General features: G+C 35.5%; 23 protein-coding genes. 18 read left to right on the forward strand and 5 right to left on the reverse strand.

The genetic code is table 11. The annotated features are described in order from the left end of the window. Positions 1 to 58: 58 nt before the first annotated feature. Genes CCY99_RS09725 through CCY99_RS07335 form a run of 3 tightly spaced genes read right to left on the reverse strand, consistent with a single transcriptional unit; the run spans position 59 to position 1,144 of the window. Positions 59 to 523 carry a hypothetical protein gene (locus CCY99_RS09725; protein ID WP_220092243.1) on the reverse strand — a complete coding sequence of 155 codons (465 nt, stop codon included), beginning with the start codon at positions 521 to 523 and terminating at the stop codon, positions 59 to 61. Beyond that, complete coding sequence (locus CCY99_RS09730; protein ID WP_220092244.1) at positions 517 to 669, reverse strand: hypothetical protein; 153 nt, start codon at positions 667 to 669, stop codon at positions 517 to 519. The genes CCY99_RS09725 and CCY99_RS09730 overlap by 7 nt, the downstream gene beginning before the upstream one ends. A 1-nt stretch (position 670) precedes the next feature. Continuing rightward, positions 671 to 1,144 (reverse strand): hypothetical protein, encoded by a 474-nt coding sequence (locus CCY99_RS07335; protein ID WP_112060768.1) that lies wholly within the window; start codon positions 1,142 to 1,144, stop codon positions 671 to 673. Positions 1,145 to 1,468: 324 nt separating this feature from the next. Here CCY99_RS07335 and CCY99_RS07340 point away from each other — a divergent pair, with 324 nt between their 5' ends. From CCY99_RS07340 to CCY99_RS07370, 7 genes are all read left to right on the forward strand, one after another. Next, complete coding sequence (locus CCY99_RS07340; RefSeq protein WP_258443847.1) at positions 1,469 to 2,173, forward strand: OmpA family protein; 705 nt, start codon at positions 1,469 to 1,471, stop codon at positions 2,171 to 2,173. 30 nt (positions 2,174 to 2,203) lie between these two features. Beyond that, positions 2,204 to 2,845: a pyridoxamine 5'-phosphate oxidase family protein gene (locus CCY99_RS07345; RefSeq protein ID WP_112060769.1), complete on the forward strand. Its 642-nt coding sequence runs from the start codon at positions 2,204 to 2,206 to the stop codon at positions 2,843 to 2,845. Positions 2,846 to 2,927: 82 nt separating this feature from the next. After that, positions 2,928 to 3,704 carry a hypothetical protein gene (locus CCY99_RS07350; protein WP_112060770.1) on the forward strand — a complete coding sequence of 259 codons (777 nt, stop codon included), beginning with the start codon at positions 2,928 to 2,930 and terminating at the stop codon, positions 3,702 to 3,704. Positions 3,705 to 3,718: 14 nt separating this feature from the next. After that, a complete protein-coding gene (locus CCY99_RS07355) occupies positions 3,719 to 4,498 on the forward strand; it encodes a site-specific DNA-methyltransferase (protein WP_112060771.1) in 780 nt (259 codons plus the stop codon). Positions 4,499 to 4,866: 368 nt separating this feature from the next. Continuing rightward, positions 4,867 to 6,576 (forward strand): ArsB/NhaD family transporter, encoded by a 1,710-nt coding sequence (locus CCY99_RS09635; protein ID WP_181646888.1) that lies wholly within the window; start codon positions 4,867 to 4,869, stop codon positions 6,574 to 6,576. 60 nt (positions 6,577 to 6,636) lie between these two features. Then, positions 6,637 to 7,137 (forward strand): hypothetical protein, encoded by a 501-nt coding sequence (locus CCY99_RS07365; RefSeq protein ID WP_112060772.1) that lies wholly within the window; start codon positions 6,637 to 6,639, stop codon positions 7,135 to 7,137. A 109-nt stretch (positions 7,138 to 7,246) separates the two neighbouring features. Then, the gene (locus tag CCY99_RS07370; protein WP_112060773.1) at positions 7,247 to 9,772 is read left to right on the forward strand and encodes a hypothetical protein; all 2,526 of its coding nucleotides are present in this window, start codon (positions 7,247 to 7,249) and stop codon (positions 9,770 to 9,772) included. Positions 9,773 to 9,970: 198 nt separating this feature from the next. Here CCY99_RS07370 and CCY99_RS07375 read toward each other — a convergent pair whose 3' ends face one another. Then, positions 9,971 to 10,114 (reverse strand): hypothetical protein, encoded by a 144-nt coding sequence (locus tag CCY99_RS07375; RefSeq protein ID WP_220092245.1) that lies wholly within the window; start codon positions 10,112 to 10,114, stop codon positions 9,971 to 9,973. Positions 10,115 to 10,314: 200 nt separating this feature from the next. On the opposite strand from CCY99_RS07375, the gene CCY99_RS07380 reads away from it, so the two are divergent. The 8 genes from CCY99_RS07380 (at position 10,315) to CCY99_RS07415 (ending at position 19,099) form a co-directional block, all read left to right on the forward strand. Then, on the forward strand, positions 10,315 to 11,511 hold the full coding sequence (locus tag CCY99_RS07380) for an MFS transporter (protein WP_112060774.1): 1,197 nt from the start codon (positions 10,315 to 10,317) through the stop codon (positions 11,509 to 11,511). A 77-nt stretch (positions 11,512 to 11,588) separates the two neighbouring features. Beyond that, entirely contained in the window at positions 11,589 to 13,169 is a 1,581-nt protein-coding gene (locus CCY99_RS07385) for a DNA methyltransferase (RefSeq protein WP_112060775.1), read from the forward strand. Continuing rightward, positions 13,159 to 13,932 carry a TdeIII family type II restriction endonuclease gene (locus tag CCY99_RS07390; protein ID WP_112060776.1) on the forward strand — a complete coding sequence of 258 codons (774 nt, stop codon included), beginning with the start codon at positions 13,159 to 13,161 and terminating at the stop codon, positions 13,930 to 13,932. Before CCY99_RS07385 ends, CCY99_RS07390 begins: the two co-directional genes overlap by 11 nt. An 8-nt stretch (positions 13,933 to 13,940) precedes the next feature. Beyond that, positions 13,941 to 15,797, forward strand: coding sequence for a glutamine-hydrolyzing GMP synthase (gene guaA / locus CCY99_RS07395; protein WP_112060777.1), 1,857 nt, complete (start codon positions 13,941 to 13,943; stop codon positions 15,795 to 15,797). A gap of 26 nt (positions 15,798 to 15,823) precedes the next feature. Further along, the gene (locus tag CCY99_RS07400; RefSeq protein ID WP_112060778.1) at positions 15,824 to 16,174 is read left to right on the forward strand and encodes a DUF262 domain-containing protein; all 351 of its coding nucleotides are present in this window, start codon (positions 15,824 to 15,826) and stop codon (positions 16,172 to 16,174) included. Positions 16,175 to 16,192: 18 nt separating this feature from the next. Further along, complete coding sequence (locus CCY99_RS07405) at positions 16,193 to 16,978, forward strand: restriction endonuclease (protein ID WP_112060779.1); 786 nt, start codon at positions 16,193 to 16,195, stop codon at positions 16,976 to 16,978. Positions 16,979 to 16,980: 2 nt separating this feature from the next. Further along, positions 16,981 to 18,099 (forward strand): site-specific DNA-methyltransferase, encoded by a 1,119-nt coding sequence (locus CCY99_RS07410; RefSeq protein WP_112060780.1) that lies wholly within the window; start codon positions 16,981 to 16,983, stop codon positions 18,097 to 18,099. An 88-nt stretch (positions 18,100 to 18,187) separates the two neighbouring features. Next, positions 18,188 to 19,099: a hypothetical protein gene (locus tag CCY99_RS07415; protein WP_112060781.1), complete on the forward strand. Its 912-nt coding sequence runs from the start codon at positions 18,188 to 18,190 to the stop codon at positions 19,097 to 19,099. Positions 19,100 to 19,162: 63 nt separating this feature from the next. On the opposite strand, the gene CCY99_RS07420 is transcribed toward CCY99_RS07415, so the two are convergent. Then, positions 19,163 to 19,543: a methionine-R-sulfoxide reductase gene (locus CCY99_RS07420; RefSeq protein ID WP_258443869.1), complete on the reverse strand. Its 381-nt coding sequence runs from the start codon at positions 19,541 to 19,543 to the stop codon at positions 19,163 to 19,165. 761 nt (positions 19,544 to 20,304) lie between these two features. Here CCY99_RS07420 and wecB point away from each other — a divergent pair. Genes wecB through CCY99_RS07435 form a run of 3 tightly spaced genes read left to right on the forward strand, consistent with a single transcriptional unit; the run spans position 20,305 to position 24,222 of the window. After that, entirely contained in the window at positions 20,305 to 21,642 is a 1,338-nt protein-coding gene (wecB, locus tag CCY99_RS07425; RefSeq protein ID WP_112060782.1) for a UDP-N-acetylglucosamine 2-epimerase (non-hydrolyzing), read from the forward strand. A 6-nt stretch (positions 21,643 to 21,648) separates the two neighbouring features. Continuing rightward, entirely contained in the window at positions 21,649 to 23,031 is a 1,383-nt protein-coding gene (locus tag CCY99_RS07430) for a hypothetical protein (protein ID WP_112060783.1), read from the forward strand. 21 nt (positions 23,032 to 23,052) lie between these two features. Next, the gene (locus CCY99_RS07435; protein WP_112060784.1) at positions 23,053 to 24,222 is read left to right on the forward strand and encodes a hypothetical protein; all 1,170 of its coding nucleotides are present in this window, start codon (positions 23,053 to 23,055) and stop codon (positions 24,220 to 24,222) included. Positions 24,223 to 24,228 lie beyond the last annotated feature (6 nt).

Below are 24,228 nucleotides of genomic sequence, written 5' to 3' on the forward strand. Positions count from 1 at the left end.
CTTAAATCTATATTTGTCATCTTTGGCGAAATATAGCGCATTAAAATCACTTGAAACCTTATGCTAATTTGGAATTAATCTTTTTTTCAAATGCTTTTAAAACACCTTTGCTTCTTGTCTTTTTAAAACTTTCATATACACTTGATATTTTATCTATGGAAATATTAATGGCAGAAAAAATAGCTTTCATAAAAGAATTTTTCGCCATATTTGCAACCAAACATTCGGTATCAGTATCTTTTATCGCTATTTCATCGTATTTTCTAATGATTGGCGTAAAGTCTATGTCGTATTTATCGTAAAATGCTTCGTTTAAAAGCACTTTGGTTGGCTTGTCTCCTACTTTTGGATAGCTAATAATTATTTCATTAGAAGATGTTATGCTATAACTATAGTCATTTCCGTCATCATCTTTTGCCACTAGCCCTAATTGTGATACCCTATATTTCTCATCAAACTCTAGGGTCGTAATATCCCTAGTCTCAAATTTCCCATTTTGAAACGCCATCAATCCATCTAGCACATTTGATTTGCCTGAGTTATTCTCGCCCCGATGAGAATGACAAGATTCCCCATTTCACCTCTTTTTAGAGAATGATTAAGGACTAATCTCTCGCTTTCATCCAAGCCCACATTCCTAAAATTATTAAAATACAATGCTCGCTCCATTTTACTCTCCTTTTGTTTTGATTGTCTCTAGCATTTTTTTATATGGCATTATCCGCTCCCCCTCCGCCTTGCTTAATTTGCGCTTTTTTAAAAGTGGCGTTATCCCCACAAAATAGCCAATCGCCACATCAAACAAATCGCTCGTCGCACAAGTGGCGATAAACTGACTTTTTTTAGAATCTGGGTTGGATATTATGTAATTTTTTATGGTTTTAAATCTCTCTAACTCGCCCTCTACACCCAAATCCTTAATATCAGCGAAATTGCTTAAAATGTAATTTATCACATTTTTTTTGCCGATAAGCTCATTTTCGCTGATGTAATTGAAAAGTTTCAGCATATTTTTATCGATTAAATCAAACTTTTTGTTGTCGTAATAATCAATAAATTTATACATCGTGGGGCGTGAGACTTGGAGATAGTCGGCTAACTCTGTAATCCGCAACTCCAAATCCCTCAATCTTTCTCGTAACATTTATTTTCCTTTGTAAAAAGCACGAGTTATATTAAAACTCGTGCGTTGTGAAAACCATATGCTTTATTAAGCACTTTATTAAACCATGTGCGAAATTCTATAAAATTTTACATTTTATGTCAAGTATTTTTTACATTTTTTGTAAAATACTGGAATCTATAGGAATCTAAACTGCGAGAATCTAAGTCAAAGAGTGTTTTAAAATCTAGCGGAATGGTATTTGCTTTTTTACGCTAAATTATTTGGGCTTAGATTCTTGTAGATTTATAGCTCAAAAATGCTCCAAAAATGCCTTAAAAGCGGAATATAAAAAGGATTTTTAGCGTGAGAAATTCATTTGAGTGGATTAGCATAGCGGATATGTTTGCTGGGATTATGATGATTTTTTTGCTTGTGGCGATTACCTTTATTTTTGTGTCGCAGAATAAGACAAAGGAACTGATTGAGAGCAACAAAAAGCTAGTGGAGCTAAACCGCGATATGAGCGAGATTTTGGAGGCGTATGCCAAGCTCCAGCTTGATATTAATAACGACCTTGTGCGGGAGTTTAGCGGTGATTTTGGAGCGTGGAATGCGAGTATTGATGACACAAATACGATTAGATTTAACGAGCTAGACGCCATTTTTGAGCTTGGGAAATCGGAGCTAACGCCCAATTTTAAGGCGATTTTAGATGATTTTTTCCCACGATATATGAAGATTATGAATAAATACAGGGACGACATCGAGGCGATTATCATCGAGGGACACGCTTCAAATATCTGGCGAGGGACGAGTAGCAAGGACGATAGCTTTTTATACAATGCGTCTTTGTCGCAAAATAGGGCGTTAAATGTGCTTCGATACTGCTTTGCAAATGGGGCGAGTGCGACGGAGCGGGAGTGGCTTATGGGTGTGTTTCAATCAAATGGCTTGTCGTTTTCAAAGCCGTTGCAAAGCGAGGAAATGAGCCGTAGAGTGGAGTTTCGCGTGGTTACGAAAGTCTATAACAATATTAAAAAAGTTATTGATACTAGAATCTTAAAGTAAAATTAAGCGATTTAAAAAAAGGGGGGAAGCGTGGAAACTCGTGGCGTTTTAGAATCTGGAGAGGAATCTAGCGTGGTATCTACGGAATCTGGGGCGGAATCTAAAATGCTAGAATCTGTGGAATCTGGCGTGGAATCTAGGGCGTTGAAATGTGGGAAACCTGCGGAATCTTTGGAATCTAATATCCAAAAAATTATGGATTTTTTGATTAAAAATCCAATTCAAATTCTAAGCAGTGTTAAGATTCTAGAATCTAACGCAGAATCCACACAGAATCTAGATTCCACCACGAATCCGGATTCCGCCACGAATCTAAGCTCTAAGATTCCGCCAAATATGGGGATTTTCGCCCCAAGCTCCCGTCCATTTGGGAGTGCAATGCTATTAAAAAATAAAATTTGGTATTGCTTAAATAACGACAAGCCCACATTTAGGGAGATTTCGGCTAATCCAAATATCTGCATTTGTGCGTGTGGGGCGGATAGAAGCTGGATTAGAATCTATGCTAAAGCCGTATTTTGCGATGATTTGGAAGCAAAAGAAGTCTATCTAAAGCGCCCGGCAAATTCTTTTAAAAGCCTAAATGACCCCCGCTTTAGCGTATTTTATCTCGCCCAAATAAGAGCCGAAATCCACACAAAAGGCGAAATTGAATATATTGAAATTGTTTAAACCTATTTTTAAAATCAAATTATTATAAAATTCTTTAAAATGAAATAGGGTAGAATCTTGGGCTAAATTTGGGGAGAATTGATTGAGAGTAAACAAAAAACAGCTAGTTTTGGAATCTTTACTAAAACATTGCACTAAAAATAACATTTTTATTTTTCATAATGATTTAGTCAAAGAGATTGCCAAAAAGCATGGTTTTGGTAATCCATTTGATGTAACCAAGCTAGATTCTAGCGACAAACTGCCAGAATCTTTTAAAAAGCAAAATTATTGCATACTGCATTTAGGTAGCGGAAATCATCAATTTATCAAAGGCATAAATAAGCTTTATCACACTTTTGAGCCAACCCAAGATTCCATAAAATGGCAGTATAAAAAGAGTTTGCTTAATGAATATAACGACAGCGAGAGCAATATCTTAAGCGTGGCGAATAATCAAAGAATCTTGCATCATTTTTTATTTGGAGATGATTTGGAATTTGCAAATTTGAGCATAGAAAATCGCCCTAAGACATACTTTCCACATCGCACGAAAACCACTCTAAATTATTATGTCGGCACACAAAAAATACTGGCAAATAATCAACAAATCGAAATTGATTTAACGCTTGAATTTAATGGCATTATTGGAATCTTTGAAGCGAAAAACGGCACACCAACAGACTTTAATATCTATCAAATCTACCACCCATTTTTGTATTATTATAATTCCAACTTGGCTTTTAAGCAAATTATCTGCGTGTATCTTGTAAGAAATAAAAATAGCCTTAAACTTTGGGCTTACACCTTTGATAAACCTTTGCATATAGATTCTCTTAGATTCTTAAAATCGTGCGAATATGAACTTATAGGGGCTTAAAATGGGGGCTTCAAATGGAATTAAATAAAATTTATAATAGCGATATTCTAGCGGTGCTAAAAAATACGCCAGATTCAAGCTTGGATATGGTTTGGGGCGACCCAGATTATAATGTCGGCATTAATTATAATGGTGCGAAATATACGCAAAAATGGGAAAATTATATCGCTTGGTATTGTGAGCTAGCTAGGGAATCTATGCGGGTTTTAAAGCCAAGCGGGAATCTTTTTATGATGAATTACCCCAAGCAAAACGCCTATTTACGGGTGAATTGCCTAGATTCTATCGCTTATGAAGTGCTGGACTATGTGTGGGTTTATAATACAAATGTGGGGCATAGCAATAGGCGGCTTACAACCGCACATAGGAGCATTTTACACGCCACAAAAAGCAAAAATAATCACTTTTATAAGGACAATATCGCCCTGCCTTATCAAAATCCCACAGATAGGCGAATCCAGCAGAGAATTAAAGATGGACACAAGGGGAGAATGCCCTATTCGTGGTTTTATTTTGATTTGGTTAAAAATGTCAGCAAGGATAAGACTTTTCACTCTTGTCAAATCCCCCTAAAACTCGTAGAAATGTTTATTAAATCTTGCACGAATGAGGGCGATTCCGTGTTTATTTTATTTGGCGGAAGTGGCGGGGAAATAATGCTATGTGAAAATCTTAAACGCAAATGGATAAGCTGCGAGCTTCACAAGCCTTATTATGAGATGATTGTAGATAGGCTTAAAAATCAAGGGCAGATAGATTCAAAATGGCGTTTAAAAATGAAAGAAAATAATTAAGCCAAATTTAGGGAATTTTGATTGCTGAAATCCAATAATTTTGCTAGTAATTTGCTTAAAAATATCTCCTTAAAAACCCAAAATCACTATAAAATCTAAAAATCCGCTAAAATCTTAAGAGTTTCAGCCAAAAAATCATCGTTATTATTTTAGGGACAATATACTAAAATAACCTTGCTATTTTGAAATAAAATATTGTTTGATATTTTTAGTTCGATAGGGTAGAGTAACTAATCATAACATATTTAGTATTGGGTAAGGTTTTCTAATAGAGATTTGGCTATTTTTGGGTTAGCTTATTTCGCCAAAGTTGCAGAAATTCATAGTATAGATTAGAGGTTATTTACTAAATTTTTCTAAGGTTTAAAATGATTCTAGCTATTTTTAGCATTATGATGTTGTTGATTTATATTCGACCTTTTGGGATTCCTATTTGGATTTTTAGCGTTAGTGGGGCGATTTTATGCTTTATTTTTGGGATTGTGGATTTTAGCGATGTAGCCTTTGTGTGGGGAATGGTTGGCGATAGTTTGCTAACTCTAATTGGGCTAATAATCCTAACTCTAGCTTTAGAAAAACTTGGATTTTTCGACTTTTTAGCACTTAAAATAATCCATTTTTCGCAATATTCCAAGCCTAAAGACACTACATTTAAGCCAGATTCCAAGAATCTTAATAATTTAGATTCCACGCTACAAGATTCCGCCCAAGCCACGCTAAAATCTCAAAGCCCCAATAAATCGCAATATTCCCCCAAAACACCAGAAATCAAAACTTGGAAATTTGCTATTTTAATGTTACTTTTTGGAGCATTTTTGGCGGGATTTTTCTCAAATGATGGGGCGATTTTGGTTCTCACTCCATTAATGATTGCCTTTGGATTCAAGGATTCACGGGCTTTGATTGCATTTTTATTGCTCTCTAGCTTCATTAGCGATTTTTTCTCCAACACCCTTATAATCTCAAATCTAACCAATATCATCACGGCGGATTTTTTCGATATTGATTCGCTTAGATTTAGCCTAGTTATGGCACTTCCAAGTATTTTTACTATTTTGATTAGCGGGATTATTTTCTTGCTAATTATTAAAAAATTTTTGCCCCCAAATCTCACATTTGATAAGAATCTTTCAAAAAATAATGCTATTTTCACTTCGCAAATCCCACAAGATTCCACGAATCTATCGCAGAATCTTGCTTTAAATCTCACTAAACATTCTAATAATTTCTTGCAAGTTTCTACGAATCTTCCACAAAATATAGCCTTAAATCCAAGATTAAATCTAGCTCAATCTTCGCAAGATTCTACGAATCTAACACCAGATTTACTAAAATCCCAAGCCCAAATAGATTCTCAAGTCTCACAAGATGTAGCGAATCCATCACAAACCCAAAAAATCCCATTAGATTCTGCTAAAAAAACCCACAAAGATTCCCAAGATTCCCCCACAAAAACAAATATTTTTTTCTGTATTCTATTCATTTTTTTACTAATAATCGGCATTGCATTTAGGGATTTATTCTCTCTGCCTGTATCATTTTTTACGCTTATTTCGGCATTTTGTGCGATATTTTATGCCACCTTAACCAAAAGGGCGAGATTTTCGCACATTTTTAGGGAATCCCCGCTTAGCATCGTGCTTTTTGGATTTGGGCTTTTTGTGGTCGTTTTTGCCTTGCAATCAATCGGCATTACCGAATTTTTAGAAAATATATTCTTAAAGCTTAAAAACGCGGGACTTTTCTTTGGCATTATTGGGGCTGGATTCCTTAGCTCACTTGGTTCTAGCGTGATTAATAATCTACCTATGATGATGATTGCAAATCTCTCCATCGCCGATTTTTCGCCCCACGATATTGCCACACAAAGCCTAATCTATGCAAATATTTTGGGTTGCAATATCGGTGCAAAACTCACGCCAATTGGCTCTTTAGCGACACTTTTATGGATTTATGGGCTAAAGCGATATGGTATAAATATCAGCTTTAAAACCTATATGTTTTCTGCTATTTTAATCGTGCCAATTGTGCTATTTTTCGCCTTATTTGGGCTATTTATACATTTAAGTATATTTTAATATAAACTTTTAAGCACTTTTTATGTATAATGAAATATTTTTAATATTAAAGGAGAGAATATGAAAAAGTTATTAATCGCTTCTGTTGTCGTTTTACCTGTTTTGCTTTTTGCTCCGCCACCTCCACCACATCATCGCTCTGCTCCACCGCCTAATTACTCTGCTCCGCCACCACATCTTTATTCTACGCCACCTCCTCCGCCACATCATTATTACTTAGGTCCGCGTATTAAGGGCATTTTCCCAGAGGTTTTTGAACGAGCTAGTTTTGAGAGAAAGCGAGAGGCTTTAAGGGTGGATTTTGAAGCAAGAGAGGCAATCCACACTAGAAAAGAGGAATTTAAGCGAAATATTAGAGCTCTAGAGTTGGATAAGAGAATCCTAGAGGTCGATTTACAAGAGGCAAGGGCGGCTGGAGATGAAGCTCGTGTAAGCTCTGTGCTATCGTTAATCACGCAAAAGGAATATGCGATTTTCCAAGCAAGAGAGCAGGAGAGATTAGCAGTTGGTGATATGGAGATGCAAGCAGTGCAAAGGATAAACGCCATACTTGGATATTAAATAGATATTAAATAGATTTTTTAGACTAGGGCTTTTAACATTGGTTATTGTTAATTTTATATTTATTAAATAATCTAAAATATCTATTAAGTTTTTAGGAGGATTAGAAATGATTTCAGGGCTTAAGATTTTAGTATTTATCTCTATGGGGGGGGGTAGATTATTAAGATATAAAAGGTTTTTTAAACATTTTATATCTTTAAAGTTTCCTTTCAAATTTACTCATTTTATTTTCTTAGCTTTATTTTTACTTACCTTAGATTTTCTCAAAGCAAATCCAGTTAGATTATCAGAAAATTGTGCCCCTTTTAACAGTAGTGATAATTATAATGACTGCCTTATAGGTGATTTGGATTTAGGTAGCGACTTTCTTTCGGCTATTAAATGGGACAACTCGCTAAGACAAGATGTAACAATTAATAATATAGCCAATGTTGGAGTGGCTTTGGGTAGCGTAGTTACAAGCACTAATAGCAATTTTACTATCAATATCACTTTTTTAGATTTTAGCGGAGTAGGCTTTACAAATAATGGCACGATAAGAAATACAGGTGGCGGAAACGCCCTATTTTTCCAATATAGTAAATTAGATAATATCATCAATAATGGCACAATCGAAACTACAAATAGAGAAATTGCTGGAATTCGTATTGGTAATGATTCTACTACAGCAGCTAATACGAAAAAGAATAATATCATCAATAATGGCACAATAACAGGCGGTATAGATTTAGTAGATGGATATACCACAGTAGATACGCTAAACAACTCAGGTAGTATTGGCGGTGGGGTATATGTCGGTAGTGGTGGTTCCTCTAGGATAAATAATCTAATCAATACTGGGACAATCGAGATACAAGCTAAAGAAGTAAGTTCCGGTTCTGGTCAATTTGTGCATTTTCAAGGCATAGGTCATCTATCTATACAAACCTATGCATTAAATATCAATGAAGATGCAAGCACTTTTAATGCTTTTGGCACGGCATATACAAATGGTAATCTAGGCAATACCTCGCATTTAGTAATTGATGGTGGTGGGGGAAATAAATTTGACATAATGCTAAAGCCAAATGCAAAGATATTACTAAGCTTTAGTGGAGATTTCCAACTAAACACAAACTATCTATTATCTAAGCTTATAACGATATATAATCCGGGCGATTCTACTAATTTTACCCAGCTAACCTATGAAGATTCCACTACATCTTCCACCCCTGTGGGCGATAGTATATTTACACATCTTGAATCTACCGACCCATTATATGGCATAACCCAAAATGGAACATATTTTCAAGTGTATTTAAACGAAGATGTTTTGGAAGTGGTTGCCTCTGCCAACAACATCTATAGAAGCAACATCTCTCTTATGAATACCTTTATCCATCAAAGCAATCAAGCCATCTATACAAGCTCATTTCGCAAATATGGCTTTCCATATAATAGAGTAGCTAGTAATGACAAAACTCCAGAATCTAGAGGCTTAAAAAGAAGTGTAGCTTCTACAACTCCACAAGCAAGTTTTATTCGTGTAAATTACAATCCAAGCCAAAGGGAATTTTATTCATATTCTAAAATGCGAGATTCTAATAATACTAGCGAATCTAGCTTTTATGTAAGTCAAAATGATACAAGGAATCTTAGACGAAGGGGATTTGTAGGCACAAAGCAACCACCACAAGAAGCAGAATCTAATTCCACTCCACAAATAGTAGCACCAAGCAGAGTAGAGCCACAAATAGCAGAGCCAAGAGCTGTAGAATCCCAAACAGCAGAGATTGTAGAATCTCAAATAGATTCCACTAGCATTTCCACTGCTGGAATAGCCCCAGCACAAAGCAAAAGCTATGATAGCCATTTTTTCTTTATGCCATTTTTTAGCAATCAACAAATGAGTGCTAATGATGGGCTAAAATCAAGTGGAAATACATATGGATTTATAACCGGACTTAGCGGAGACTTTGGAAGCACTATGGTTGGGGGACATATTGGATTTGGATATGGTGGATATAATAATAAGGTGAATCTAGATTATACGCAAATATCCACAATGCTTGGACTTCATCTAAGAACGGACTTTATATATGGATTATTCTTAAAGGCAAGGGCAGATGGATATTATTTCTACAATACTATTAATCCTATGAATGCCAATCAAACAAAGGACAACCCAACTTCCATTGGATTTGATGCAATGGCTAGTTTTGGTAAGCAGTGGAATATCACAAGTGGAGCTATGAAAGGCATTGCTAGTATTGAGGCAGGGCTTAGCTACGAGGGATTAAGCAACTCTGGCTATAGCTTTGGAAGTGAGCGATATAGTAGCAATATGCTAAATCTTTTCTATGGGGAGATTTTTGGGCAATATGATAAATTCTTTGGGGATTCTAATGCGTGGGTGCTAAATATGGGATTAGGTGTGAAATACTTGCTTACAGGTCGCCCTGAAGTAGATGTAATACTTAACTCTAATTCTTATGGCGTAGTTATCGGCACAGATAAATTCTATGGCATAGCCCAAATTGGAGTGGATTATCGTATCAATGAGAATCTAGCATTAAATCTTAATTACTTAGGAATGTTTGGCGATAGAAGTATGACTAATAGTGGATTCTTTAATGTTAGATTGTGGTTTTAATGGGATTCCTTAGATTCTAATATTAGAATCTAAGGAATCCCAAATAATCTAACTATTTTTTCTAATTCCATTTTTTTGTTTGTATAAAAACAATAGCTTCAAACAATCTAATTATTTATTTTTTTTAACTCTCTTTTAAAAAGCTTTGCAACTGCCTTTGTATAAAAACAATAGCTCCTATAAAATAAATCAAATTATTTATTTTTTTAATTCCCTTTTTAAAAGATTTGTAATTATAAAGCCGATAAATGCAAACCCAGCCATTCCCTCAAATGCATCTAGCAAATATCCATATAGTGTATAGCCAATCAAACAGCCCAAAGCCATCGCCGTTTCTAGCATATTCTCGTGGTGTGCCTATCTCGTCCATCGGGGCGAAAAATACCGCTAGCATCGAAGTGAAAATTTGACATTTATAAATGGGGGGGGGTATAATACAGATATAATCGCCATTGTGTGCGTTTAGCGGTGGAATCTTAATTTATATCTATATAATGTTAATTCGCTAAAATATCACAATTAAATTAATCAAAGGAGAGCTAATGAAGCCGCAAATCGCCCTTGTATTGCTAATTTTCTGTATTGCCGATGTGCAAGATGGATTGGGTCCGTTTTTTGGCGTGTTTCTAAAAGAGCATGGTTTTTTAGAGGGCGAGATTGGCATTATTAGCACTTTTGCTTCGCTTTGTGCTTTGATTTTTGGCGTCCCACTTGGGATTTTGATAGATAAAACTCGCTATAAACGCCTTTTGGTTGGCATTTGCATTAGCATTATTTGTTTGGCGACTTTTGGGCTACTTTTATATCAGCACTTCATTTTTGCGATGTTTGGGCAGTTTGCAATTGCGATGAGTGGGGCGTTACTGGCTCCTGCATTTGCTAGTATTACGCTTGGGATTGTGGGGATTGAAAAATATAATCAGCAGACGAGTAAAAACGAGGCTTTTAGGCACGGAGGGCAACTTTTTGGGGCGATTTTATGCTTTATTTTTGCCCTGTATTATGGGATTACTTCGGTTTTTATCATTACGATTTTAATGGGCATGTGTGCGTTTATCTTCCTAAATCTTATCAAAGAATCTAGCATAAATCACACGGTGGCAAGGGGCGAAGTAGTAGGGACGCAAAAAGTCCCATTAAGGAAAATATTTTCAAATCCAAATATCTTAATTCTCGCATTTTCGGTATTTTGCTTCCACCTAAGTAATGCCTATATGCTACCACTTCTAAGCCAAAGGGCTCATTCTATGGGCGTGGATTCTAGTGGGGCATATGCTGCAGCTACAGTTATAATCGCCCAAAGCACGATGATTTTCGTGTGTATCACTTGTGGCAAACTCATCAAAAAGCACAAAACTTTTAAAATCTACTTTTTGCTTATGGCGTTGTGTTTATTTGAGCTGGTTATTCGTGGTGGGATTGCTGCGTCATTTAGCTCTATTCCGGGTATGGTTGTAGTGCAGATTCTAGATGGCATTGGAGCTGGGCTGATTGGGATTCTAGTGCCTGTGTTATGTGCTTTTATCTTGCAAGGAAGCGGGCATTTCAATGCTGGATTCGCATTTGTGATGACTTGCTGGGGGATTGGAGCGGCACTTAGTGGGAGCTTAGGTGGGATAATCGCCCAAAAACTAGGCTATTTCTATGCCTATGGAGCATTGGCATTGGCTGCATTTATCGGACTTGTTGTATGGATTCTATGCTTTAATAGGCTAAATAGGAGCATTAAGCCGTATTAAATCGCCAAGCCACATTAAATTAGAGTATAAAAAAGTATAATACGATATTTGAAATTTGATATATTTTAAGGCGGTTTATGGAATATCATAATTTACATTTAACTCCCAAAAATGCGGCTCTTTGGGCGAGTGAGTATTTAGGGAAAAGGGTAACAAGTAGCAATATCTTATACTTGCTAAATTATGGCAAGATTGCAAACTACAGCACAAATTCCAAAGATAATTTAATCGACAAAAATGAGCTTAAGGCGTATTACGACACCACGATTAAATCGCAAAAACATTTGCAATCTCCCCTTTCTTTCGCACAATATAAAGAAGCCGAAACTACAAAGCATATCCACAGAATCCACCCCTATAAAGGCAAGTTTATCCCACAGCTTGTTGAATATTTTTTGGATTCCCATATAGATTCTATTAAGTTAAAATCTCATTTTAAGCCAAATGATATTGTGCTAGATATTTTTGCGGGGAGTGGCACGACTCTATGCGTAGCGAATGAGTTGGGGATAAATGCCATTGGCGTTGATATTTCCTGTTTTAATGTAATGCTAAGTAATGCCAAAATCGCCAAATATGATTTGAATGCCCTTAAAAATGAACTCTCCAAGCTAACAAATATCCTAGAAAATCATACAAAAAACACCAATATTGTCTCCTTTGAATCTGCGTTAAATAAAGCTCTAAGCGAGTTTAATCAGCTTTATTTCCCTGCTAAAACATTCAAGCGTCAAGTCTCTTTAAAGCAAATTGACGAAAAAGCGTATGGAAAAGCAAAAGAAATGGAATTTCTAGCTATTTATAATAATCTAGTGAAGCAATATAACATCACTTTTAACACCAATGCATTTGGGAATTTCTTTGAAAAGTGGTATATAGATTCCATAAGGGCGGAGATTCTCTTACTTAAAAAGGCGATTTTAGAAGCCCCTAGTAGTTTTAGAGATATATTAAGCATTATTTTAAGTCGCACGGCAAGAAGCTGTCGCTCTACGACACATTCAGATTTAGCCACGCTTAAAGATTCCGTTACGACAAGCTATTATTGTCGCAAACACGGCAGAATCTGCAAGCCACTTTTAAGCATTGCAAAATGGTGGAAATCGTATGCCAATGATACTTTGAAGCGATTGAGCGAGTTTGATAGTTTGCGTAGCAATAGCAAACAAATTTGCCTAAATGCAGATTCTAAGAATGTGGATATTATCACTGAGATTCAAAAGCAAGATAAAGATTTTGCAAATCTTTTAGAATCTCAAAAAATCGCTGGAATCTTTAGCTCACCACCTTATGTGGGGCTTATTGATTATCACGAACAACACGCATATAGCTATGATATATTTGACTTGCCACGCAAGGATTATTTAGAAATTGGCAAACTAAGCGATGGGCAAACCAAAACAGCACAAGAAAACTACGCTCAAGGCATAGCGCAAGCCTTAAAAAATGCCAAGAAATTCTTAAAAACTGACTATAATGTGTTTTTGGTGGCAAATGATAAATTTAATCTTTATCCAAAAATCGCTGAATTAGCTGGTATGCAAATAGTAAATCGCTTTGAGCGACCCGTGCTTAATCGTAGCGAAAAAGATAAAAATCAATATAGCGAGAGTATATTCCACCTACAAGAAAAAATAAGGGGCTTTAATGCAGAGTGACATTATCAAGCAAAATATAAAAAATCGCCTTATTTCAAGCCTAAGGCAAAAATTTAGTAATTATAAGCCTGAGACTTCTTCTATGCCATTTCATACGCGACTTTTGGGCAAAGATAGAATGGCACTATATAGCTTTATACAAAGCCTAAATACAAATTTTGGAACAAGTATTTTTGAGCCTGTGGCAGAAGAGCTAGGCGATGGGCTTTTTGATACTATTAAGCGACAAGCAATAGCTGGAGATACAATCACTATAGCGGCTCAAAGGGTTATCCAAGATATTATGGATTCTTTAGAAAGTGGGAGTTTAAGGCCAAATAAGCAAGATGAGATTAGGCGGATTTTAGCAGTGGCACAAAGTGGGCAAACAAGCACAATCAAGCCTACAAAAGTGGATTTATTTTTGCAAAAAAATAATAATGTATATTTGGTTGATATTAAAACTGCCAAGCCAAACAAGGGTGGATTCAAAGAGTTTAAACGCACACTTTTAACTTGGGTGGCGAGCTTTGCTTATCATAATCCAAGTGTTAATATCTACTCGCTTATAGCTATTCCCTACAATCCCTACTATCCAAAATCCTATGAGAGATGGACTATGGCGGGAATGCTGGACTTGGAAAATGAGCTAAAAGTCGCAGATGAATTTTGGGACTTTATAGGCGGAAAGGGAAGCTATGAGCTAATTTTAAAGGCTTTTGAGGAAGTTGGGTGCGAGATGAGAACAGAAATAGATGAATATTTCAAAAAATTTAATTTTTAGGGGAGCATATGGATAAAGCGGAAATTTTGGTGTTGGATTTTGGGAGTCAGTATACGCAGTTAATCGCTAGGAGATTGCGGGAGCAAGGGGTTTATACGGAGATTGTGCCGTATTTTGAAAAGCTAGATTCTATTCGTGCAAAAAAGCCAAAGGGGCTAATTCTATCCGGCGGACCTGCGAGTATCTACGAAAAGGACGCATACAAGCCAGATGCGGAAATTTTCACGCTTGGAATTCCAGTGCTTGGAATCTGCTATGGAATGCAATATATCGCTGATTTTTTCGGTGGCAAGGTCGCAAGGGCGGAGGCGCAAGAATTTGGCAAGGCGAAATTGGAGATTTTTGATGTGGGGGATTCTGGGGATTCTTTGGATTCTTTAGATTCTACGAGTGGTTTGGATTCTACGAGCGGTTTAAGTTCCGCGAATCTTGCGAATCTAGATTCTAAAAATGTGGCAGATTCGGCGGATTCTATAAATTCTATGAATCTAAATTCCACAAATCTAAGCCAAAATGGGGCGAATCTGTCGAATCTAAATTCCACAGATTCCACGAATCGCACGAGCCAAAACATCGCATATTCTAAGAATCCAGATTCCACAAACCACGCGAATCCGGCGAATCCAAGCCTAGAAAATCCAAATCCTGCCCGCTTTCAACGCATTTTTTTTAAAAATGTCAAAGCGGATTCTATCGTGTGGATGAGCCACGCAGATAAGGTCGAGGAGATTCCAAGTGGATTTGTCGAGCTTGCTAAAAGCGGGAATACGCATTATTGCGCGATTGCGGATTTTAGGCGACAGATTTACGCATTGCAATTCCATCCGGAGGTCGTGCATACCGAGTGTGGAGGGGAGATTCTGCGGAATTTTGCACTGCATATTTGCGGGGCGGAAAATAGCTGGAATATGCATAATTTCGCCGAATTTGAGATAAAAAAGCTGCAAAATAAAATTCAAAACGGCAAGGTGCTTTGTGCGGTGAGCGGAGGGGTGGATTCAAGCGTAGTGGCGACGCTTTTGTATCGTGCCATTGGGGATAATCTAATTCCAGTTTTCGTGGATACGGGGCTTTTACGCTTGGGCGAGAAAGAAGCGGTGGAAAAAATGTTTAGGGAGAATCTGGGCGTCCCGCTAATTACTGCCGATGCCAGTAGCTTATTTTTAGAGCGATTAAGCGGCGTTACTGAGCCAGAAAGGAAGCGGAAAATTATCGGCGAGACCTTTATTGAGGTATTTGAGGCGGAGGCGAAAAAGCACAATCAAAATGGCGAAATCAAGTTCCTAGCGCAAGGCACACTCTACCCAGATGTAATCGAATCTGTGAGCGTGAAAGGTCCTAGTAAGACCATAAAGTCGCATCATAATGTAGGCGGACTGCCTGAAAATCTGCGATTTGAGCTAATCGAGCCTTTAAGGGAGCTGTTTAAAGATGAGGTGAGAGCACTTGGGCGGGAGCTAGGAATGCCCGAAGATATGCTTATGCGACACCCATTCCCGGGTCCGGGGCTTGGCATTAGAATCCTTGGCGAAGTCGAAAAGAATAGCCTAAACTTGCTTAAAAAAGCCGATGCGATTTTTATTACGGAGCTAAAAAAGAATGGGCTTTATAATAGCGTGTGGCAGGCGTTTTGTGTGCTTTTAAATGTGCGGAGCGTGGGCGTTATGGGCGATAATCGCACTTATGATAATACGATTTGCCTCCGCTCCGTTGATGCACTAGATGGCATGACTGCGAGTTTCTCGCCCTTGCCGCATAGATTTTTAGAGCATGTTTCAAATCGCATTATAAACGAAGTCAGCGGAATAAATCGCGTGGTGTATGATATTACATCAAAGCCCCCGGGCACGATTGAGTGGGAGTAAGATAAAAATCCAAAAAGGGGTAAACAATGAAACAAGATTATTTAAAGTCATTAAGGGAATTAGAGGGGGAGAAATTTTATGTGAGAAGTTATCAAAGGGGCTATCGCTGGGGAGATAGAGAGGTTGGCGATTTATTGCAAGATATTTGGGATTTCGCACTATACAATCAAAATTCACACAAAGATTCCACTAAAACTTCCCAAGATTTTTATTGCTTACAGCCTATCGTAGTAAATAAAAAAGAGCAACATTATAATGTGATTGACGGACAGCAGAGGCTTACTACGATATTTTTGATTATTAAATTTCTTAAAAATAATGATTTTTTTGAGATTTCTTACGAGACTAGAAAAGATAGCGATAAAAATATTTATTAAAATAGAATGGACAATAAAATGAATTATTTTCTTAATCAAAGTATAGAATTAGCTAATCAAAGAAATTATCTCGACCAACTTTTTGGTATCTATCCAATGAGTCCGGATAATATAAGAGAAATAGATAATGTCAAGTGGAATATATTTGAACAAGCATTTAGTAATAATCACCAAGAAAAAATTATAGAATCCTTGCTTGATTTTGATTTATTTCCCATAAAAGATTCTTATATTGCCTACTTAAGACGAGATAAAAGTGCAATTAAACGAAATCCATCAACAATAGCAAGATTATGTGGCAGATTAAAAGAAATGGGATTAAATAAAATTTATGAAAATCTTTCACAACCTAAAGAAACCAATCGCCAAATAGGACCACTTTTTAAGCGATGGGTAAATAGTGAAGTTTTAGGTATAAAGCCTGTCGACCTAGAAACTTTTAAAACATCTAGTAATAATGCTATTTTAAATGCTTCTGATGTAAGTATGCAGAAATTTGCAAATGAATGTTTAGGTTATACTCGCCTTAAGGGATTGGATTTTGTTGCAAGGTTTAATGGAAAAATAATTATTGGTGAAGCAAAATTTTTGAGTGATTTTGGAGGACATCAGAATGCTCAGTTTGAGGATGCAATGAGTTTATTAAATACCCATTTAAATTCCAAAGTTATAAAAATAGCGATTTTAGATGGTGTATGTTATATACAAGGTAAAAATAAAATGTTTGAAATGCTAAAAAATAAGTATCAAAATTATAATATTTTGTCTGCCTTACTTTTAAGAGATTTTCTTTATCAGGTATAATTATGCTTAATCTTTTTAATCATTTAAAATCTAGGCAATCTTTTCTGCATACTCCATTTACTAGTGAATTGCAAGGTGATTTTAAACAGAACAATTTGCTTATTTTTGATGATAATCTAAATGCTATGCAAAATCTTTTACAAAATCAACATTTCAATCAAGGTAAAACCTTAAAAAATGCTGTTGATTTAGTATATATTGACCCTCCATTTGGCACAAATAATGTGTTTAGATTGGGAAGCACAATGAGTGCAAGTTTAGATTCAGAAATTGCATATAAAGATAAATTTAACCTAGAGGATTATCTGGAATTTCTCTATTATCGTTTGGTTTTAATTAAGGAATTAATGAGCAAACAAGCAAGTATCTATATCCATATTGATACCAAAATGGGACATTATGTCAAAATCCTATGTGATGAAATTTTTGGAAGAGATAAATTTATTAATGATATTACGCGCATCAAGTGTAATCCTAAAAATTTTACAAAAAGGGGATATGGAAACATAAAAGATATGATTTTATTTTATGTGAAAAGTCATCAATATATATGGAATGAAATTTATGAAGATGTTTCATCTATTGATTTAAATAAAAGATTTAAAAAACAAGATGACAGAGGTTTTTATACTACTGTTCCACTTCATGCTCCCGGAGTTACTCAAAATGGTGAAAGCGGACGAGAATGGCATGGTTTAAAACCACCACAAGGGAGGCATTGGCGTTGTTCTTTATTTGAATTGGATAAATTAGACAGCGAAGGCTTAATTGAATGGAGCAAAAATGGAGTGCCTAGAAAAAAGATTTATGCAAAAAATTCCAAAGGAAAAAAAATCCAAGATATTTGGGAGTTTAAAGATACTAAAAATCATGCTTATCCTACACAAAAAAACTATGCTATGTTAAGGAGAATTATAGAAATGTCCTCTAATGCAGATTCTATTGTAATGGATTGTTTTTGTGGAAGCGGTGTATTTTTAAGGGAGGCTTTTTACTTGGGACGCAAATTTATAGGAATTGATAATAGCAATGAGGCGATTAAGATAAATCAAAAGTGGATAAATGATATTAATCAACAAGAATTACTCAAATGCAAATGTGGATATTTCAAGCCAACATAAATAAATTTATGCCGAAAATCTCACCAACAATTTAGACAAAATCACCTTCAATTTATTTGATATGAAAGATTTTGGCTTAGGCGAAGATTTGTATATAAAAATGAATGCCCGTGGCAGACAGCTAAGCAAGTATGAGAATCTAAAAGCGTTTATAGAAAAAGATTCCGCTATTTCTAAGGATATTTCACTTTTAAGGCGAATAGATACAAATTGGAGCGATTATTTTTTTGACCCCAAAAATATTTCAAAATTTGATTTAAGAGGCTGCAACTTCTTACATTACGCTACTTTATTTTTCCGCCTTGAAAACGATAATGGGATAATAGATAATAAGGAAATCATCGCTCCAAATCACTCAATAAATGATTTTTATGAGCCTTTGAGAAACATTGATAATATAAAATTGCTTGATAGAGCAATTGAGCTATTTGAAAAATTCAAAAATGAAAAATGTATGCAAAAATATCAGCCGAGTTTTTTCAATAAAGACAAGCTGGGCTATGTGGATATTTGCTACTTTTTTTCCATATTATTTTATGTGAAAGAAAACGAAAATATAGAGGCAATAAGTATAGAATCTCTAAGAGATTATCAGCGAGTTTGTAGGCATTTCATAGAAAATCACAGATTAGATAAGCCGGAACCAGTGGAAAGCTTTTTTAGATTATTTAGACATTTATCAAAGGGTTGCAATAATATCTATGAGTTTTTAAGCCAAAATCCTAACCATACTTTCCACTCAAATATCTATAAATTGGAAGTCAAAAAAGCAAAATTGATACTAGAAAGTAGGCGGTTAAATACAGAGTGGGAAGCGATACTAAATAAAACAAGTGAGCATAGAATCTTAGTTGGTTGGGTGGATTATTTGCTTGATTTTAGTGACGAGAAATTTGAATTTGAGGAGTATATTTATAACAAAGATACTTACAAGAATCCAAAATTAGAGCAATTTAAACAATATGCAGAACTAACAACCACTATAACCCTAACTTTTTGATGTGTGAATATCAATATTTGATTGCTAGAGTTGGTAAAAAGTATCCAATTATTATTTTGTATTTTATCGTGGGATAAATTTTAATGAGATGGAGTTTACGCAGTGGCGAGTATTTTTCTTAGTAAATCCCTCGCCCATAAGCACATGCCCCAAATGCCCTCCACAGCGACTACACATAATCTCCGTGCGAATCCCATCGCTATCAACTTCCCTTAAAATCGCATCTTTTATCTCATTATCAAAACTAGCCCAGCCACAGCCAGAAGCGAATTTATCTTTTGAATCGTATAGCGGGGCGTTGCATTGTTTGCAAGTATAGATTCCATCTTTGAAAAAGTCGTTATACTCCCCGCTAAATGGGATTTCCGTGCCTTTATTGACTATTACGGCTATTTCATCATCGCTTAATTTATTTAGCTTGACTTGTTTTAAGGGGGATTTCACGATGGGTTTGCTATCTCTTAAATCTAGCTTAATATCTAGCGATTTTGGCAAATCTATATTTATGGATTCTTCTTTGGAATCCAAATTATTTGGCGAATCTAGAACATCAATTTTATTAGAATCCAAAATCGTAGATTTCATAAACTCCATAGAATCTAAATCTTTAGAATCCACTTCCAAAGACTCAAGAAAATCTACATTTTCATTCTTTGGATTCGTGGAATCTAAATCGAAAATTGGATTCGTAAAATCTATAGAATCTAAAGAATCCAAAATATCTAAATCCGCAGAAGCATTCAAAGACTTAGAATCCGCCTTTTTCAAATCCACTTTCTCCATCATTTCGCCACTTGATATAGAATCCATTTTTTTACTAGCCACATCATTTGGCGTAGAATCTGCCCTTTTTGATTCTATATTTTTAGTATCCACTTTCCCTAGAATCTCGCCTTTTTGTATGGCTTCTAAAATGGCTTCTAGCTCCGGCTCTAACTCTACTTTTTTAAAATCTTCTTCAAATTCAACGGATTTTGCATTAGATTCTGCCTTGTGTTTTTCACTAGATTCTACTGATTTTGTTTTAGCGGATTGTAGCTTAGAATCCAATGCAAAACCCTTTACTTTTTTATTCATATATTCTCCTATTTTAGCCCCAAATTTTAGCCCCAAAACCATTTAATCTTTAAAGATATGTTGGTGTTTTTTGAAATCTTATCAAATTCTAGGCTAGAATCTCGATATTTATTTAAAAGAGTGTGGCGATGAAAAAAATTTTGATTATTTTTGGAACACGACCTGAGGCGATTAAACTCGCTCCGCTTATTTTGGGCTTAAAAAATGAGACGAGATTTAATCTCAAGGTTTGTATTACCGCACAGCACCGAAGTATGCTGGATTGGGTTTTGGCGACCTTTGGGATAAAGGCGGATTATGACCTAGACATTATGCGAGATTCGCAGGATTTATTTAGCATTACTTCAAGTGCGTTAAATGGGCTTCAAAGCGTAGTTTTGGACTTTAAGCCTGATTTAATAATCGTGCATGGCGATACGACTACGACCTTTGCTGGGGCGTTGAGTGGCTTTTATCTGCAAATTCCAATCGCCCATATTGAGGCTGGACTTCGCACATTTGATAGATTTAGTCCTTTTCCAGAGGAGATTAATCGCCAGCTAACTACCAAATTAGCCACATATCACTTTGCCCCAACCAAACTAACAGCTAAAAATCTCCTAAATGAGGGCGTTCCAAAAAGTCATATTAAAATCGTGGGAAATACCGTGATTGACGCCCTAAAAATGACTTTAGAAAAGATTGAAAATAGCCCAGCTTCAAGGGCAGAAATAAAAGCAAAAATAAACTTGCCCTTTGATTTTGAGAAAGAAAAATTTATTTTAGTTACTTGCCATAGGAGGGAGAGCTTTGGCAAAGAGGTCGAAAATATCGCCTATGCTTTAAGGGAAATTGCTGGAGAGTTTAAAGGTTTTAATGGGGATTTAAGCGTGGAATCTAGCTTGAATCTTGCAGAATCTCGCGGCGATTTGAGTGCGGAATCTAGCAAATTTTGTGGTAAAAATCGCATAAAATCCGCTCAAAAATCTAGCTTAGAATCTGTGGAATCTCGTGCAAATTCTAGCAAATCCCACGCAAAATATAATATACATATCGTATATCCACTTCATCTAAATCCAAATATCCAACAACCAATGCGAAAAATACTAGGAAATATCCCAAATATCCACCTTATAAATCCCCTTGATTACGAGAGTTTTGCGTATTTGATGAACTGCTCTTATGTGATTTTGACTGATAGCGGGGGAATCCAAGAGGAAGCGACATTTCTACACAAGCCAACGCTAATTTTGCGAAATAAAACTGAGCGAAAAGAAGCTCTCAAATGCCACACACTAAAGCTAATCGGCACGAAAAAAGAGCGGATAATAAAAGAGACAAAGCGACTTTTGGAGAATAAAAAAATCTATCAAAAAATGGCAAATCCAAAAAATCCCCTTGTTTTCGGTGATGGAAATAGCGTCCAAAAGATTATAAAATTTCTTAAAAGAAATCTCAGTAGCTCAAGTCAAAAGACCAAAAAGTAGCTAAATATGAGATTTTTAATTAGATTATTGGATTTATTTTATTATTTAAAGGGTGAGTTAATTGCCAAAATCACGCATAAAAAGCGATTAAAAAAAGATATAGAATTTTTAAATAGCTTAGGGTTGGATTTAAGCTCCAAAAATCTTAAATTAAGGAAATCTAGAAATGTGGAATCTAGCGTGGAATCCAAGAATCTAAAATCCAAGAATCTAGAATCTAAAAATCCAAAATCCAGCAAATCCCCACCAAAAATCCTAATTTGTGAAGTAAATAATTTTCATCTTGAGACTTTAGGCTCTATAGCGTTTTATTTCCATAGCTTGGGCTTTTTAGTGGATATTTTAGCCAGAAAAGAAGAAGAAAAAATTTTACAAGATGAGCTAAAGAGCCTAAAAGTAAATATTTCTGCTATCAATATTTCTGCCCTAAATTTAGGCGATATGCTTAAAAAGCTGGATTCCATAAGCTTAAGTAAATATGATTTTGTATTTTTTAACACGATGATTTTAAGCCTATCTACGCAAATCCACATTTTAAATCTAGTAAATCCAAAGCCAAAATATGGACTACTTGGAATCTACCATACAATAGGCGATATAGAGCGATTTGGGGATTTTAAAAATTATGAAGAAGGGCGTTATTTTGCCCTAAGAGCGATGAAATATAAAAACCTAAAGCTTGATTTTTTAAGCTGTAGTGTGGTAAAAATAGCGGATTTTAGGACGGATTCCAAAATATCTTTTGGGCTGGAGTCTAATGGGGAATCTAAGCCTAATTTTAAAGTAGAATCCAAACTAGAATCTAGAATCGATAAACAAGCTGAGCATATAACCTTTCTTAGCATTGGGTTTCCTATTTTTCATCGCAATTTTAGGCGAAATCTCTACAAAATTGTCCGCACACTTCGCCCTAAAAATCCCACCAAAGAGCCTATGAAAATTCCACGATTTATACTAATTGGGCGAAATAAACTAGAGATAAATCCTAAATTTAGTAAATATATTTTAAGCTTTGGCAATCCTAGTAATGCCGAGCTAGAGAGTATTTTAAGAGATTTTAAGCCGGATTTTATATTTGGATTTTACGATAAATTCGCACATAGGCATTATCTAAGCCAATGCACTAGCGGTATGCGGAGCTTTAGCCTAAGCTACAATATCCCATTTGTGATAAATAGGGAGTTTGGAGTGGCTTTTGGATTTAGCGATGAAAATGCGATTTTCTACGATAATGACGCAAGTTTGGGGATAAAAAACGCAATTAATCTAAGCCCAAAAGATTATCAACAATTATGCAAAAATCTAAGCTTTTTAAACAAGAATCTAACGAAAGAATCTATTCAAAATCTAAAAACACATATTGAAAATATTAAAAATTGCACGAAATAAATAATATCAAAAAGGGGAAATATGCAAAAATTTTGCTTTTTTTGCGTAACTTATGCAAAAGATTTTAGGAATTTTACTAGAATGATTGAGAGTTTTAATCGCCACAATAGGGAAAATATCCCTTTTATAATCGCCTTGCAAGATGAGAGAATCTACGCTGAGCCAAGAATTAAAACAGAACTCCAAGCGGAAGCAAAAAATGATATAGAGATTGTATCAAATGGGGGGGGGCAGAAGAAGTTAGAGAATCCGCCAAATCCACTAAATAGCGTTAAAAATCAAGATTCCACTCCAAATATTAATATTTCTAAGCTAGATTCTGCCAACTATGCAGATTCTGCCCCAAATATCAATATAGATTCTAGCCAAGATTCTACTATAAATCTAGATTCTAAGCCACATTCCGCCACTTTAGCATTACAAACTGCATTCTTAAATATTTTGCAAGATTTTAAACAATATGAAAATAGCAATATTAAAATTATCCTTGATAGCGACTTTGCCAAGGATTATTTAATCACACATTCGCCCCCAAACTCCCTAAAAGCGGGCTATCTAAACCAAGAGATTGCCAAACTTGCATTTTTTGAAAGCAATATTGCAGAGCATTATCTTTGCATTGATAGCGATACGATTTTTATCCGTGATTTTGGTATGGCGGACTTTTTTGCTGATAGTTTGACGCCCTATATCGTGCTTTGCCAAGATAAGGATTTGCATTCAACTAGCTATTATGAAGCTTTTGCAAAAGAGCGACTTAGGGGCATTAAGCGGATTTTTGACTTTATTGATTTGGCGGATTTACGACTTCGCACTTGTCATAATAGTCAGATTTTTTCTAGCAAAATCTTACGCAGTTTTAAAAGTGAAATTATGGAGAAAAATCACCTTACATATGCCGATTTAATGGCGATTTCGCCATTTGAATTTAGCTGGTATAGTGCATATTTTCAAAAGTGTAAATTGATTAAGGAAGTTCAAATTGAGCCATTTTTTAAGATGTATCATACAAAAGCGGAATACGCACTAGATAGGCTGTCTTCGCGAAATTTAGAGCATTTAAAATCACAATATATTGGGGTGATTTTAAATAGCAATTGGGCGGGAAATATGGGCTTTGAGAGTGGCGGAAAGCTAAACAAAATGATTTTAAAAATCCTATTTTTTCTAATTAAAAAATTTATATGCTAGAATCTT

Origin of the sequence: Helicobacter sp. 16-1353 (genome assembly GCF_003288815.1) — a bacterium.
Classification (GTDB): domain Bacteria; phylum Campylobacterota; class Campylobacteria; order Campylobacterales; family Helicobacteraceae; genus NHYM01.